The sequence below is a fragment of the Sphingomonas sp. Leaf25 genome (assembly GCF_001421635.1).
GTDB lineage: Bacteria > Pseudomonadota > Alphaproteobacteria > Sphingomonadales > Sphingomonadaceae > Sphingomonas.
Window position 1 is genome coordinate 572471 of the sequence record NZ_LMKU01000033.1, and the last position, 13118, is coordinate 585588.

Below are 13118 nucleotides of genomic sequence, written 5' to 3' on the forward strand. Positions count from 1 at the left end.
GAGGGGAGCAGAGAGGGACGGCATTCCGTTGATGTCAATCCGCGCTAGAACCGCCCCTCCACCGCCGCGCCCGCCGGCAACCCCACGAACGGCAGCGTCGCGGCGCCATCGCCGGTCATCTGGAATTTCAGCACGCCGTCCTCGCGCAGCGTCGCGTCCATCAGCGTTCGGCGGCGTTGCGCGTCGGGGGCCAGCCGCACCCGCGTCTCCTGCCCGATATGCTCGGCGGTCAGCAGCAGCGCCGGGGTCTGCGTCGCAATGCCGGCCCTGGTCGCGCAACTGCCCGGATCGATCGCGACGCGGCCATCGGCCATCGCCGCTCCGCTGGCGGTCGATAGTTTGGACAGGTCGATCTGCATCGTCGCGTCGCAGGTGAAGGGCAGATCGGGTTGCAGCGCCTGAAGCAGCGAGGCATCGGCCGATCCCGCCACCTTGTCGAGCTGTACGCCACTTCCCCAGGCGATCGCCTGTCCGCCCAGATCGGTGTCGGGGCCGGTCGCGGTCCAGTCGACCGCGAAGCCCAGACTGGTGAGACTGCGCAGTGGCGCGAACCGCCATTCCAGCCGGCTGCCCCCGGCGATGCCGACCTCGCCGTGCCAGATCGTACCGCCGACCCCGCTGCGCCACGCCACGTTGCGCACGATCAGGCTGGCAGGCAGCGTCGCGACCATCGCGATCGCGAACGAGACTATGCCGAGGGTGGCGAAGGCGATACTACGCCGCCGTGCCTGACTCCGTGAAAGACCCGGCAATGCCAACGCGACGCGCGACGCTGAAACTGGTGGGACAGGGCCTTGCGCTGTCGTCGGCCGCATCGATCGCATCCCCCCTGTGGGCGGCGCGCCGGGCGAAGGGCGTGGCCGCGTTGCTGGTGCCGCTCACCGGTGAACGGGCGGCGCTGGGCCGTAGCATAGCCGCCGCGGCGATGCTCGCCGAAACCGATGCCGCCGCGTTGCGCGTGATCGATACCGGCGGCAGCGCCGACGGTGCGGCACGCGCCGCGCTGGCGGCGGTGAAGGACGGCGCGGCGCTGTTGCTGGGGCCGCTCACCGCCGCCGAGACGCGCGCGGTGGCCGCCGCCGTCGGCGCGCGCGTGCCGGTGGTGGCGCTGACCAACGATGCCGCCGCGCAGGGAAATGGCGCGTTCGTGCTGGGCATCACCCCGGCGCAGGCGACCGGCGCGCTGCTCGGTTATGCCCGGTCGCGCGGGGTGCGTCGCGTCGCGGCGCTCGACGACGGAACGCCGTGGAGCAGCGCCTGCGTCGCGGCGGCGAAGCGCGCGGAGGGCGATCTCGGCCTCATCATCCTTCCCACGCCGGCGGGCGGGGTGGTGGGCGAGGCGGATGCGCTGTTCGTGCCCGGCGGCAGCGACACCGCGCTCGCCGCCGCCCGCCGGGCGAGGGAGGGCGGGGTGCAGTTGCTGGCGACCGTCCAGGCGCTCGACTATCGCCCCGATGTGCTGGCCGCGTTGCAGGGGGCATGGATCGCCAGCCCCGATCCGGCGCGCTTCGCGACCTTCGCCGCCGCCTTCGCCGCGCGCAACGGTGGCCGGCCCGGCGCGATCGCCGCGCTGGGCCACGACGCCGCCGGCATCGCGAAGACTCTGCGCGAGGCCGATCAGATGACGCGCGAGGGCGTGCTGCGCGAGGCGGGGTTCGACTGCACCACCGGCCCGCTGCGCTTCCGCGCCGACGGCAGTTGCGCGCGCGACTTCGCGATCCTCGTCGCCACCAACGGCGCGTACGAGAAGGTGGCCGAGAGCCGCGGGGCATGATCGAAGCAGGTGTAAGCCTATCGTCACCCCGGACTTGTTCCGGAGTCCACGGTCCCGCAAACGCCGCGATCGTTCCTTGCGCGGAACCGTGGACCCCGGAACAAGTCCGGGGTGACGATGAAGGGGCGGGTCCGGTTGTCGAACCTAGCCAAGCCGGCTTCACCCTGCTCGAACTGATGATCTCGCTCGGCCTGTTCGCGCTGATCGCGGTGGCGGGGCTGACGCTGGTCGACAGCGTCATCGGCGTCGACGGGCGGACCGAGGCGCGACTCGACCGGGTGGCCGACCTGCAACGCGCGATGGTGGTGATTTCGAGCGACCTCGACCAGATCGCGCCGGGGCCGCTCGCCGGGGACGCCGCTGGGGTGCGCTTCGCCCGCGCCGCGCCGGGGTTCGGCGGGCCGGCGGTGCCGGTCGCCTACCGCGTCGTCGGCGGCCGGCTGGAACGGATCGTCGGCGGCCGGCCGCAACAGGTGCTCGATCAGGTGACGGGCGCGCGCTGGCGCTATTTCGACGGCGGCTGGTTGCCGGCATGGCCGCCCGCGCCCGACCGCTCGGGCGAATGGCCGCGCGCGGTGGTGGTCGAGCTGCAACTGGGCGGGACGGGCGGGGGCGTGCTGCGCCGTATCGTCACGCTGCCGGTCCCGGCGCAGCCGTCATGAGCCGCGCGGTGGCCGATGGCGAGCGCGGCATGATCCTCCTCAACGTGCTGATGTTCGTCGCGATCGCCAGCGGACTCGTCCTGCTCATGATAAACCGCGAGGAACTGGCGCTCGACCGCTCGATCCGCTCGCGTGAGGCGTCGCGCGCGCTGGCGGTGGTGCGCGGCGGCGAGCTGTCGGCGCTGACCGCGCTGCAACGCGACGCGCGGGTGGCGGCGGAGGCGGATTATCCCGGCGAACCGTGGGGGTCCCTGAGCGAAAATGGCATCGCGATCGACGGCGGCCGCTTCGACCTCGCCATCGCCGATGCGCAGGGGCGCTTCAACGTCAATTCGGTGCGGCGCGGCGAGGACCCGATCCCGCAACTGGTCTTCATCCGCATCGCCCGCGCCGCCGGCCTGTCCGACGAACAGGCAGTCGCCGGTATCGCCCTCATCCGCGAGCGCGGCCCGGTGCAGGACTTGCGCCCGCTCGCCGCGTTCCTGCCGCCCGACAAGGCGGCGCTGCTGGCGCGGATGGTCACGGCGCTCCCCGGCGACACCCCGGTCAACCTCAACGCGGCGACCCCCGAACTGCTCGGCGTGCTGTTCGAACCGGCGCAGGTCCAGCGGCTGCTCGCGGTGCGCAACCGGCAGGGCTATCTCTCGAAGGAAGACCTGACCCGCGAGGACGTGACCGTGCCGGCGGGCACCGGCTTCCAGTCGAGCCATTACTGGGTCCGCACCCGCGCGACGATCGGCGGCACGGTGCAGCAGGGCGCGACGCTGGTCGAACGTATCAAGACCGAGACGGGAACGCTGGCGGTGCCGGTGGAACGCTGGCGCAACGCGGCGATCCCGCCCGAGGTGCCGGGGTTCGGGTAGGGAGCAGGCTGATACGACGGGATGACGAGGACCGTAGCGACGGTTGACGCCCGATAACGTCCTTTCCAGCAAGCATCTGTTCGATTAGCATTCCCGGATGTCCCGGATCGCACCTTATGCCGATTTCGTCGGATGGTCGGCTTTCAGCGTCGCGATAGCGATCGTGATTTTTGTGCCGGAGCGAAGCGGGTGGTCGTTCCCGTTATACCTGATCGCTGGCGCACTATTCGTCGTCAGCATTGTCCAACGGCGTGGTTTCACGGACGACGGCTGATCGCTAGGCCGGATCGGCATTCAGCCTTGGCAGGGGAAATCTGCCCTCGAACCCCTCGCGTCATCCCCGCGCAGGCGGGGATCCATACACGCCGACGCCGGTGATCGAACCTATCTCGTTGCGTCTATGGGTTGCCGCCTGCGCGGGAACGACGAAAAGGTGTAGCATCTGCTGAATGTCGACCCCGCTCAGGCTACGATGCCGGCAGGCGGCACAAACATGGATGCGGCTGAAGCTGAAGTTCTGACGCGCCGGACAGATCGGTCCTCGTAGAACCGGACGTCATCCCAGCGAAGGCTGGGATCTCATAGTGACAGGTCGAGGCAGGAACCGCCTGAGGCCCCAGCCTTCGCTGGGGCGACGCTTCCATGTCGATGGGTTAGGCCCCCTCAATACCCCACCCACGCATTCTCGATATGCCGCACTCCCGCCCCCTTGGCGATCAGGATCACGTCGATCCGCACGTCCTCGCCACCCGCCGCATAGCGCGGCATCAGCACTTCCGCCGCAGCCGCGACCCGCGCCAGCCGGCGTTCGTCGATCGCCATGTCCAGCCCGGCGGCGCTCGCCCGCAACTTCACCTCGACGAACGCGATCAGCCCGCCGCGCCGTGCGATCAAATCGACCTCGCCCACCTTGGTCTTCACCCGCCGGCCGACGATTTCCCAGCCTTTCAGCCGCAGCCACCATCCCGCCAGCCGTTCGCCGCGCCGCCCGGCCGCATCCGCCGCCACGCGCGAGGCGCGGGTGCGCGTCACTCGCCCTTCATCGCCAGCGCCCGCGCGTACAGCGCCTTGCGGTCGAGCCCCAACGCCTTCGCCACTTCCCCCGCTGCCTTCGACGCGGGCAACCGGGTCAGCGCCTCGCGCAGCGCCGCCTCGCCATCCTCGGCCGTCGCGGGCGGCGGCGCGCCCGGCGGCGCGACGACGATCACGATCTCGCCCTTGGGCGGCGCATCGGCATAGCGTTCGGCCAGCACCGACAGCGTCCCCGTCACGCATTCCTCGAACCGCTTGGTGATCTCGCGCGCGACTCCGGCCTCGCGCTCGCCCAGCCCCTGCGCCAGCGCGGCGAGCGTGGCGGCCAACCGGGGTCCGCTCTCATAGAACACCAGCGTCGCGCGCACGCCGGCGATCTCGGCGATTGCCTCGGCGCGGGCATGCGCCTTGGGCGGCAGGAAGCCGGCGAACAGGAACCGGTCGGTCGGCAGCCCCGCCAGCGTCAGCGCCGCCACCGCCGCGCACGGCCCCGGGATCGTCACCACCGCATGGCCCGCCGCGCGCGCATCGCGCACCAATTTGTACCCCGGATCGGAGATCAGCGGCGTGCCGGCGTCGGACACCAGCGCCACCGCTTCCGACGCCATCCGTGCGATCAGCCCGGGGCGCATCCCCTCGGCATTATGGTCGTGATACGGAATCATCGGCCGTTTGACGCCGATATGACGCAGCAGGCCGGCGGTGACGCGGCTGTCCTCCACCGCGATCACTTCGGCGCGCGACAGGATGTCGGCGGCACGCGGACTGAGGTCTGCGAGATTGCCGATCGGGGTCGCGACGATGTAGAGGCCGGGGGCAAGTTTCTCGGTCATCAGGATACCCCATGGCAGACACCACCGCCCGCCCGCAATGGCGTCACCATCTCGCGCGGGGGTTTGCGGTGCTTGGCGCCGCCCTGCTGTCCGCCTGTACCGGCATCGTGCCCAAGGGGCCGGTGGAGCAGGCCCCGCCGGCGCCCACCCGGCCGCAGCCGACCCGATCCGACCCGATCACCGGCGGCATCCCGATCGATACCCAGCGCCACCGCGTCGCGCTGCTCGTGCCGCTCACCGGCCCCAACGGCGGCGTCGGTCGCTCGATCGCCAATGCGACGCAGCTCGCGCTGCTCGATTCGCGCAGCGAGCGGGTGCGGATCACCACCTATGACACCGCGACCGGCGCCGCCGCCGCCGCACAGCGCGCCATCGCCGAGGGCAACCGCCTGATCCTGGGACCCCTGCTCGCCGACGATGTCCGCGCGGTGGCGCCCATCGCGCGCGGCGCGAAGGTGCCGGTCATCAGCTATTCCAACGACGTGTCGGTCGCGGGGAACGGCGCGTATCTGCTCGGCTACACCCCGGCGCAATCGATCGACCGGGTGGTCGGCTATGCGCGCAGCAGCGGCATCACCCGCTTTGCCGGGCTGGTGCCCGCCGGCGTCTATGGTCAGCGCGCCTCGACCAGCTTCCTGCGCGCGGTCGAACAGGCCGGCGGGCAGGTCGTCTCGCTCCAGACCTATGACCGGGGGCAGGGGCAGGTGGCCGCCGCCGTCACCCGCCTGTCGCGCACCTCGCCCTATGAAGCGGTCCTCATCGCCGACCAGGCCGGCACCGCCGCCGTGGCCGTCCCCGCGATCCGCCGGGGCACGAGCAAGGGCGCGCGCGTGCTCGGCACCGAATTGTGGAACACCGAAACCGGGCTGGGGTCGATGCCGGCGCTGAACGGCGCATGGTATGCCAGCGTCTCGAACGCGCTCTATCGCCAGTTCGCCACCAAATATCGCGCGCGCTTCAACGCCGCGCCCTACCGCCTGTCGAGCCTCGGCTATGATTCGGTGCTGTTGACCATCCGCATCGCGCGCGACTGGCCGATCGGCCGCGATTTTCCCGAATCCCGCCTGCGCGGCGAGGACGGGTTTGCGGGGCTGGACGGCGCGTTCCGCTTTGGTCGCGACGGCGTGGCCGAACGCGCGCTGGAGGTGCAGGAGGTGCGGACGGGCGGCGCGGTGACGGTATCGCCTGCGCCGCGGACCTTCGGGGAGTAGAGCCACCCGTCGGTTTCGTTCGCTTCTTGTTGATTCACGCGAAGGCGCGGAGAGGCGGAGGCGTTGCGTTCGCGACTGGGTCGGCGGTTTGATCGGTATGAGGTCGAGTGCGGATGCGCTCGACCAGGAAGAAGGGGTTTTCGCGCAAAGGCGCAGAGGCGCGGAGAGAAGGGGGCGCTTGCCGCGCCAGCGGCTTTCCTTTGTTACCCGGCAAACGGGACGCTTCGCCGGACAGGCATCAGCCGTTCCGACCGGAACCGCTCTGCGCCTCCGCGCCTCCGCGTGAACCGACCTTTTTAGCGTCCGCTCTCAAGCCACCCCGAACGGGACCACCCGGTTCTCAGCATAATGGCCGATCGTCGCGCGCCCCAGATACGGCACGCCCATCGCCCGTGCCCAGCGGGTGACGATCGCCTCCTCGCTCTCGCCGAACTCGGTATCCTCGGGGCTGCGGTCCGTCACCGCGCCCAGCCGCAACCCGGCGATCCCCTGCAACTGCGTCGCGGCGGCAAGCTGGAAGAACAGCCGGTCGAGCCGGTATAGATCCTCGCCCACCTCTTCGACCATCACGACATGGTCGGTCAGGTCGGGGAGCCACGGCGTCCCGATCAGCGCGCACAGGATGACGAGGTTGAACGCCACCGTCGGCCGCCCGTCCAGCTCGGGGGCGAGCACCCGCCGGTCGCCGTCGACCAGCCATGCCAGCGTGCGCGCGGCGCTGTTGGTGCCGCCGGCCTTGCCGACCTGTCCCGCCATCGGCCCGTGAGTCGGCCGTCCGATCCGCCGGGCATAAAGCGCGCCGAGCAGGAAACCCATGTCGGAGAAGCCGACATAGGCCTTGGCCGCCGCCGCGCGGTTGAGGTGCGGGATCACGGCGGACAGGATGCGGTTCGACCCGTATCCGCCGCGCGCGAACCAGATCGCGTCGAACCCGGGATCGTTGGCGAATTCCAGAAATGCGGCGGCGCGCTGTTCGTCGGTGCCCGCGAAATGCCCGGCGTCGAGGAAGCATTGCGGATGCACCACAAGGTCGAGGGCGGGGTAGGTGAGGGCGGCAAACCCCAAAGTGCGCGCCATCGCACCCTCGTCCACCCGCCGCGCGGGCGCCACCACTCCGATCCGCATGTCCCGGTCCCGCTTGCAAGGTTGGATTTGGGGCGATAGCGCCGGGGGATGCTCCACGGCAAATCCTTCTTCCTCGTCGGCATCGGCGGTTCGGGCATGCTGCCCCTCGCGATGATCCTCGCCGGGCGCGGTGCGACGGTCGCCGGGTCGGACCGCAGCCTCGATACCGACAGCCTGCCCGCGAAGTTCGACTCGCTGCGCGCCGCCGGTATCGCGCTGTTCCCCCAGGACGGCAGCGGCATCGTGTCGGCCGACCAGATCGTCGTGGCCTCCGCCGCGATCGAGCCGACCGTCGCCGACATCGTCGCCGCCGTGGCGGTCGGGGCACGGCGGATGGGCCGCGCCGAGCTGCTCGCCGAACTGTTCAACGCGGCGGCCTTGCCCATCGGGGTGGCGGGCACCAGCGGCAAATCGACCGTGACCGGCATGATCGGCCATATCCTCCATGCCGTGGGCCGCGACCCGACCGTGATGAACGGTGCGGTGATGAAGAATTTCATCGCGCCCGACCGCCCCTTCGCCAGCGCGCTGGTGGGCACGGGCGATGCCTTCGTCAGCGAGGTGGACGAAAGCGACGGATCGATCGCCTTCTATCGTCCGCGCATCGCGGTGCTGAACAACGTCAGCCTCGATCACAAGTCGCTGGAGGAGCTGCGCACTCTCTTCGGCGGCTTCGCGGCGCGCGCCGGGCATACGATCGTCAACGTCGGTGATGCCGAAGCCGCCGCACTGGCGATGGAAGTGCCGGAAAGCCGCCGGACGACCTTCGCGATCGATGCCCCGGCGGACATGATCGGGTGTAAACTTTGTAAACTTTCGGCCTCGGTCGACTTCACGCTGCGGGTCGGAGATCGCTCGCACGACGTCCATCTGGCGGTTCCCGGCGCGCACAATGTCGCGAACGCGCTGGCCGCGATCGGCGCGGTCGTTGCCGCCGGCGTACCGATCGAAGGGGCGATCGCCGCGATCGCCGGCTTCACCGGGCTCAAGCGCCGCTTCGAGCTGGTCGGCACCGCAGGTGGCGTAACCGTCATCGACGACTTCGGCCACAACCCCGACAAGATCGCCGCGACCATCGCCACGCTGCGCGCGCATCCCGGCCGGCTGCTGCTGCTGTTCCAGCCGCATGGCTATGGTCCGCTCAAGGTCATGCGCCGCGAACTGGTGGCGATGTTCGCCGCGCGGTTGCAGGGCGACGACCTGCTGGTGCTGCCCGATCCGGTCTATCGCGGCGGCACCGTCAGCCGTGACGTGACCAGCGCCGACATCGTCGCCGATCTGGCCGTCACCGGCACCCCGGCCCGCTACATCCCCGATCGCGCCGCCGCCGCCGCGCATCTGGCGGCGCAGGCGCGGCCGGGCGACCGCATCGTCGTGATGGGTGCGCGCGACGACACGCTGTCCGCGCTGGCGGCGGCGATCGTGGCGATGCTGGACACGCGCACGTAACCCCTATCGCCCCGCCGCGACTGGCAATATGATAAACAAATAGCCGAATTTGTCGGACAAGGGGAGAGGCCGGTTGGTCGAAAAACGGGCGGGTAACGCCACCACCACGGGACTGGCGTTCGCCGCCGTCACCACATTGTTCTTCGCGTGGGGGTTCATCACCTCGCTGATCGATCCGTTGGTCGCGGCGGTGAAGGGCATCTTCACCCTCACCGATTTCGAGGCGCAGTTCGCCGCCACCGCCTTCTTCCTCGCTTACGGCCTCATCTCGATGCCCGCCGCGATCCTGCTCGCGCGGCTGAAGGCGGTGCCTTCGATCCTGTTCGCGCTCATCACCATGGTCGTCGGCTGCCTGACGATGCTGGTCGCGGCCAATCTGGCGGTGTTTCCGCTGGTGCTGCTCGGCCTGTTCATCCTCGCCGCCGGGATCACCGTGCTGCAGGTCGCGGCGAACCCGCTGGCGGCGGCGCTGGGCGATCCGAAGCTCAGCCATTTCCGCCTGACGCTCAGCCAGACGTTCAACTCGTTCGGCACCTTCCTCGGGCCGCTGCTCGGGGCCACGCTGTTCCTCGACGGGGTCGAGGTGAAGGACGGCACGGTCCTGACCGATGCGGTCCGCGCCGGGGCGCTGGCCGGCATCGACCGCGCCTATTTCTGGATCGCCGGGCTGATCGCGGCGCTGGCGCTGTTCTTCTTCCTCAGCCGCCGGGTCGTCTCCGCCGCCGTGCCCGCAACGCCGGCACAGGTTCCGTCTGCGGGCACGCTGCTGTCCGAAGCCTTCTCGTCGCGCTGGGCGCTGCTCGGCGCGGGCGCAATCTTCCTGTATGTCGGCGCGGAAGTCGCGATCGGGACGCAAATGGCGCTGTTCCTCAACGCCGACAGCGTGTGGGGCATGTCCGATGCCGCGTTCGGCGTGCCGCTGCTCGGCTTCGCGATGGGCAGCGACGGGGTTCCCGGCGTCTCGCTCCAGGAAGCGGGCAAGGCGGTCGCCTTCTACTGGTTCGGCGCGATGGTCGGCCGTGCGATCGGATCGGTGCTGCTGTCGAAGGTGAAAGCGTACAAGCTGCTCGCGCTGTTCACTGCCGTCGCGGTGGCGATGTGCCTGTATGTCGCGGCGGTCGGCGGGATCACCGCCGGGTTCGTGGCGATCTCCATCGGGCTGTTCAACTCGATCATGTTCCCGGTGATCTTCACCTTGACGCTGGAACGGTCGAGCGCGAGCGAGGCGGCGACGTCGGGGTTGCTCTGCACCGCGATCGTCGGCGGGGCGATCGTGCCGTTGATCGTCGGCATCGTATCGGGCGCGACCAGCCACGGCGTCGCCTTCGTGGTGCCCGCGCTCTGCTATGTCGCGCTGTGCCTCTTCGCGCTTGCCGCCGGGCGGACGGGGGTGCGCAACGTCGCTTCGGCGAAGAGCCTGCACTGATCGTCGCTTGACCGCTGTCTCTCTGTCGATGTCGCGGCCATGGTCGCGGCATCGACAAGGAGACATGCCATGCCGTTCACGAAACTCGCTATCGTCCTTGCCGCCGCCACCCTGCCACTGGCCGCCGCCATCGCGCAGGACCGGTACGAAGGGGCGGGGGCGACGCAGGAGATGGACTGCGGCGGGCAGGGCGCGACCATCGTCGGCGCGAGCAACATCATGACCGTGACCGGCGCGTGCAGGACGTTGGTGATCGAAGGCGCGGGCAACCGCGTCACCGTCGATCTGGCCCCCCGCGCGACGATCCGCATCACCGGGGCCAGCAATCAGGTGGTGTGGCGCACCCCCGACCGCAGTAAGCCGCGCGTCAGCGTGACCGGGGCTGGCAACCGGGTGTCGATGGCACGGTAAGCGCCGCGCGGCGGGGTCAGGCCGGTTCTGCGATCCGTTCGCCCAGCGCCACCTGCGCCAGCGCGATCGATCCGAGCGGCCCCGCCTGATCGCCCAGTGCCGGGGCGACGATGTAGGGCGCGCCCTCGGGCAGCGGCAGATAGCCGTTGATGCTCTCGCGCAGCGCCGGCTCGATCCGGGCCAGCACGTGCGGCTGCTTGTTCATCACCCCGCCGCCGATCGCGATGCGCTGCGGTCCGGTGGTCGCGACCATCGCATGACACATCGCGACGATCGCCGAGACGACCCGGTCCCACACGGGATGATCGTCGGGGATGGTCGAGACATGCACGTCGCCCAGCGCCGCCTTAATGCCGGTGCCCGATGCCAGCCCCTCGACGCAATCGTCGTGGAACGGGCAGCCGCTGGGCAAGGTGTCGTGCGCCAGACGGGGAACGCGCAGATGGCCGATCTCGGCATGGCCGATCCCGCGCGTAGGCGCGCCGTTGACCAGCAACCCGACACCGACCCCGGTGCCGATCGTGACATAGGCGAAGTCGGTGAGCCCCTTGCCCGATCCCCAGCGCGTCTCGGCATAGGCCGCGCCGTTGACGTCGGTATCGAACGCGAACGGCACGTCCAGCCCGGCCGACAGCCGCCCGGCGACATCGGCCATCGCCCAGTTCGGCTTGGTGGTGGCGAGGATATGCCCCCAGGTCGGCGAGGCGCGGTTAAGATCGACCGGACCGAAGCTGGCGATGCCCAGCGCGGCGAAGCCATGGGTCGACCACCAGCGCTCCAGCACCGCAGCGATCGCGGGCAACGTTTCGTCCGGGTGGGTCGTCGGCACGGTTTCCTGCGCCAGTATCGCACCGGGTCCGTAGGCGAGGGTGCAGACGCATTTAGTGCCGCCCAGTTCCACCCCTGCGAACGGCAATACGTCGCCGCCCGACCGCGGTTCGCGGTCCATCGCCACAGTCATCCTCGTCAAACCCTGTTGTCCGGTAGTTGCCAACACCGTCGCAGGCTTTGGTTTAAATAGCAAATATGAAATTCTTATTCAGTTCAATCGCTTTCGACGACTGCTTTCCATAGCGCGTTGGTGCGCGGCAACAGGAAATGGCTGAACGGCAGAATCGCCGCGCCGACCGCCGGGGCATCCTCGGCCAGCATCGCGCGGCGGACCGGGGCAAGCGCCGGGATATTGTCGGCCTCGGCGGTCAGCCGCGCGGTCAGCCGCCGCGCCAGCGCATCGACATGGGCACCGGGCAGGCGCCCGCCGATGAATACCGCCGCCGGGTTGATGAGGCAGTTGATCGCGACCAACGGTTCGACCAGCCGGTCGACTGCCTCGTCGATCCAGCGGTCGACGATCGCGATCAGCGTCGGGTCCTCCGCCCGGTCGCCCAGCATGTCGGCGATGGTGAAGCCGGCGGCGCGCAACGGATGCGACAGGCCGGAGAGCGATACGCTGTGCTGGATCTGGGCCCGTCCGCCGCGACCATCGCTGCCCAGCAGGAAGCCGATCTCGCCCGAACGGCCGCTCGCTCCCCGGAAATAGGCCCCGTCGAGCACGAGTCCGCCGCCCAGCGCGGAAGAAATCAGAATATAGAAAAAACTGGCATGGTGCTGGCCATGGCCCAGTTGCTGTTCGCCCATCGCGGCGGCGGCGGCGTCGTTCTCGACGAAGACCGGCAGTACGACCGGTTCGGCGAACAGCGCGGCCATGTCGACGCTTTCCCATTCGGCATAGCTGGCCGGCCGGCCGGGTAGATCGACGGTGCCGAGATCGTCGGGACGGGCCACGCCGATGCCGACGATGCGGTCGGCATCGATCCCCGCATCGGCGATCAGCGTGCCGATCTGCGCGCCGTAGAAGGCGGCGACATCGGCGGGCAGCGCGAAATCGACGTCGTGGCTGGCGCGCGCCAGCGTCTGTCCGGCGAAATCGACCAACACGATCGTCACATGGTCGCGGTCGACGTTGATGCCGATCGCATAGCAGGCGGCGGGCTTCACGACCAGCTTGGCCGGCGGCTGGCCGCGCCCACCGCGCCGGCGCCCGGCTTCCTCGATCAATCCCTCGTTCAGCAGCCGACGGGTGATATTGGCGATGGCCGGCGGCGTCAGGCCGGTGATGTTGGCCAGATCGATGCGGGTCAGCGACCCCGACACGCGAATGGCGTGCAGCGTGATCCGCTGGTTATGATCCGCCGCCCGGGCCAGGTTCGTGCCCGACAGGCGGATGGGTTCCGGCGCGCTCACCATTGATCGGGGCGACCCGCGGCGGAAAGGAACGTCGTCACGCTGGCTGATCTCCCGGAGGCTCCACCCGTGGAACGGCCCGGGCAGC

General features: G+C 69.8%; 14 protein-coding genes. 8 read left to right on the forward strand and 6 right to left on the reverse strand.

The features are described 5' to 3' along the window. Positions 1-44: 44 nt before the first annotated feature. Positions 45-671 carry a type II secretion system protein N gene (gene gspN / locus ASE78_RS17570; protein WP_056498916.1) on the reverse strand — a complete coding sequence of 209 codons (627 nt, stop codon included), beginning with the start codon at positions 669-671 and terminating at the stop codon, positions 45-47. An 80-nt stretch (positions 672-751) separates the two neighbouring features. Here gspN and ASE78_RS17575 point away from each other — a divergent pair, with 80 nt between their 5' ends. From ASE78_RS17575 to ASE78_RS18860, 4 genes are all read left to right on the forward strand, one after another. Next, complete coding sequence (locus ASE78_RS17575; protein ID WP_056498919.1) at positions 752-1774, forward strand: hypothetical protein; 1023 nt, start codon at positions 752-754, stop codon at positions 1772-1774. Continuing rightward, the gene (locus ASE78_RS17580) at positions 1771-2436 is read left to right on the forward strand and encodes a type II secretion system protein GspJ (RefSeq protein ID WP_082467305.1); all 666 of its coding nucleotides are present in this window, start codon (positions 1771-1773) and stop codon (positions 2434-2436) included. The genes ASE78_RS17575 and ASE78_RS17580 overlap by 4 nt, the downstream gene beginning before the upstream one ends. Beyond that, positions 2433-3299 (forward strand): general secretion pathway protein GspK, encoded by an 867-nt coding sequence (locus ASE78_RS17585; protein WP_056498924.1) that lies wholly within the window; start codon positions 2433-2435, stop codon positions 3297-3299. The genes ASE78_RS17580 and ASE78_RS17585 overlap by 4 nt, the downstream gene beginning before the upstream one ends. A 97-nt stretch (positions 3300-3396) precedes the next feature. Then, entirely contained in the window at positions 3397-3573 is a 177-nt protein-coding gene (locus ASE78_RS18860; protein ID WP_156351552.1) for a hypothetical protein, read from the forward strand. A 389-nt stretch (positions 3574-3962) separates the two neighbouring features. On the opposite strand, the gene ASE78_RS17590 is transcribed toward ASE78_RS18860, so the two are convergent. Beyond that, complete coding sequence (locus tag ASE78_RS17590) at positions 3963-4331, reverse strand: YraN family protein (RefSeq protein ID WP_056498927.1); 369 nt, start codon at positions 4329-4331, stop codon at positions 3963-3965. Continuing rightward, positions 4328-5164, reverse strand: coding sequence for a 16S rRNA (cytidine(1402)-2'-O)-methyltransferase (rsmI, locus tag ASE78_RS17595; protein WP_056498931.1), 837 nt, complete (start codon positions 5162-5164; stop codon positions 4328-4330). Before rsmI ends, ASE78_RS17590 begins: the two co-directional genes overlap by 4 nt. Positions 5165-5175: 11 nt before the next feature. On the opposite strand from rsmI, the gene ASE78_RS17600 reads away from it, so the two are divergent. Next, positions 5176-6375, forward strand: a complete 1200-nt coding sequence (locus ASE78_RS17600; RefSeq protein WP_056498934.1) for a penicillin-binding protein activator — start codon at positions 5176-5178, stop codon at positions 6373-6375. A gap of 309 nt (positions 6376-6684) precedes the next feature. Here the strand turns inward: ASE78_RS17600 and ASE78_RS17605 are convergent, their stop codons facing one another. Then, a complete protein-coding gene (locus tag ASE78_RS17605) occupies positions 6685-7500 on the reverse strand; it encodes an LD-carboxypeptidase (RefSeq protein WP_056498937.1) in 816 nt (271 codons plus the stop codon). 48 nt (positions 7501-7548) lie between these two features. Between ASE78_RS17605 and ASE78_RS17610 the strand changes: the two genes are divergently transcribed. The 3 genes from ASE78_RS17610 (at position 7549) to ASE78_RS17620 (ending at position 10786) form a co-directional block, all read left to right on the forward strand. Then, on the forward strand, positions 7549-8949 hold the full coding sequence (locus ASE78_RS17610) for a glutamate ligase domain-containing protein (protein WP_056498940.1): 1401 nt from the start codon (positions 7549-7551) through the stop codon (positions 8947-8949). 73 nt (positions 8950-9022) lie between these two features. Then, the gene (locus ASE78_RS17615; RefSeq protein ID WP_056498943.1) at positions 9023-10375 is read left to right on the forward strand and encodes an MFS transporter; all 1353 of its coding nucleotides are present in this window, start codon (positions 9023-9025) and stop codon (positions 10373-10375) included. 69 nt (positions 10376-10444) lie between these two features. Then, on the forward strand, positions 10445-10786 hold the full coding sequence (locus tag ASE78_RS17620; protein WP_055758259.1) for a DUF3060 domain-containing protein: 342 nt from the start codon (positions 10445-10447) through the stop codon (positions 10784-10786). A gap of 16 nt (positions 10787-10802) precedes the next feature. On the opposite strand, the gene ASE78_RS17625 is transcribed toward ASE78_RS17620, so the two are convergent. Both ASE78_RS17625 and ASE78_RS17630 read right to left on the reverse strand, forming a co-directional pair. After that, on the reverse strand, positions 10803-11735 hold the full coding sequence (locus ASE78_RS17625) for an ROK family protein (protein WP_056498946.1): 933 nt from the start codon (positions 11733-11735) through the stop codon (positions 10803-10805). A 95-nt stretch (positions 11736-11830) separates the two neighbouring features. Then, a complete protein-coding gene (locus ASE78_RS17630) occupies positions 11831-13033 on the reverse strand; it encodes an ROK family transcriptional regulator (protein WP_056498948.1) in 1203 nt (400 codons plus the stop codon). Positions 13034-13118: the final 85 nt, after the last annotated feature.

Excerpts from the sequence above, each read along its gene's own strand:
- gspN (WP_056498916.1), bottom strand. The coding sequence starts at position 671 with ATGGTCGCGACGCTGCCTGCCAGCCTGATCGTGCGCAACGTGGCGTGG.
- ASE78_RS17575 (WP_056498919.1), top strand. The coding sequence starts at position 752 with ATGCCAACGCGACGCGCGACGCTGAAACTGGTGGGACAGGGCCTTGCG.
- ASE78_RS17580 (WP_082467305.1), top strand. The coding sequence starts at position 1,771 with ATGATCGAAGCAGGTGTAAGCCTATCGTCACCCCGGACTTGTTCCGGA.
- ASE78_RS17585 (WP_056498924.1), top strand. The coding sequence starts at position 2,433 with ATGAGCCGCGCGGTGGCCGATGGCGAGCGCGGCATGATCCTCCTCAAC.
- ASE78_RS18860 (WP_156351552.1), top strand. The coding sequence starts at position 3,397 with ATGTCCCGGATCGCACCTTATGCCGATTTCGTCGGATGGTCGGCTTTC.
- rsmI (WP_056498931.1), bottom strand. The coding sequence starts at position 5,164 with ATGACCGAGAAACTTGCCCCCGGCCTCTACATCGTCGCGACCCCGATC.
- ASE78_RS17600 (WP_056498934.1), top strand. The coding sequence starts at position 5,176 with ATGGCAGACACCACCGCCCGCCCGCAATGGCGTCACCATCTCGCGCGG.
- ASE78_RS17605 (WP_056498937.1), bottom strand. The coding sequence starts at position 7,500 with ATGCGGATCGGAGTGGTGGCGCCCGCGCGGCGGGTGGACGAGGGTGCG.
- ASE78_RS17610 (WP_056498940.1), top strand. The coding sequence starts at position 7,549 with ATGCTCCACGGCAAATCCTTCTTCCTCGTCGGCATCGGCGGTTCGGGC.
- ASE78_RS17620 (WP_055758259.1), top strand. The coding sequence starts at position 10,445 with ATGCCGTTCACGAAACTCGCTATCGTCCTTGCCGCCGCCACCCTGCCA.
- ASE78_RS17625 (WP_056498946.1), bottom strand. The coding sequence starts at position 11,735 with ATGGACCGCGAACCGCGGTCGGGCGGCGACGTATTGCCGTTCGCAGGG.
- ASE78_RS17630 (WP_056498948.1), bottom strand. The coding sequence starts at position 13,033 with ATGGTGAGCGCGCCGGAACCCATCCGCCTGTCGGGCACGAACCTGGCC.